The sequence below is a fragment of the Halomonas sp. SIMBA_159 genome (assembly GCF_046536035.1).
In the GTDB taxonomy this organism is placed as follows: domain Bacteria; phylum Pseudomonadota; class Gammaproteobacteria; order Pseudomonadales; family Halomonadaceae; genus Vreelandella; species Vreelandella venusta_A.
In genome coordinates this window covers 1-240 of the sequence record NZ_JAWJBT010001493.1, presented here as the reverse complement: position 1 = coordinate 240, position 240 = coordinate 1, and the positions used below count along the sequence as shown (strand labels likewise).

The following is a 240-nucleotide window of genomic DNA, read 5'->3' as shown; positions in this document are numbered from 1 at the left end:
CGACTATCGCCCAGAGGCGCGGTTCGCTCACACTCCGACGCGAAGGGTGGGCAGACCGAGGGATACGGCGCGCGGGCCGCCGTCGGACGCCGGAGTCGGCACCGCGCACGATTCCGCCTGCGAGCGATCCCAGGCGTCACCCCCGCGCGTTCTACGGATGCGCAGCGGCGCTCCGGTCGGATCGTCGGCAAGCAGGTGGAAGGGGGCCGCATGGGTGACGCTGACCGTGACGATGTCGCC

1 protein-coding gene is annotated in these 240 nt (G+C 72.1%); it reads right to left on the bottom strand.

Features of this window, described 5'->3' with window-relative positions; all coding sequences use genetic code 11:
- Positions 1-27 precede the first annotated feature (27 nt).
- On the bottom strand, positions 28-240 hold a 213-nt coding region (locus tag R0J87_RS24190), incomplete at its 5' end, for a hypothetical protein (RefSeq protein ID WP_498889587.1).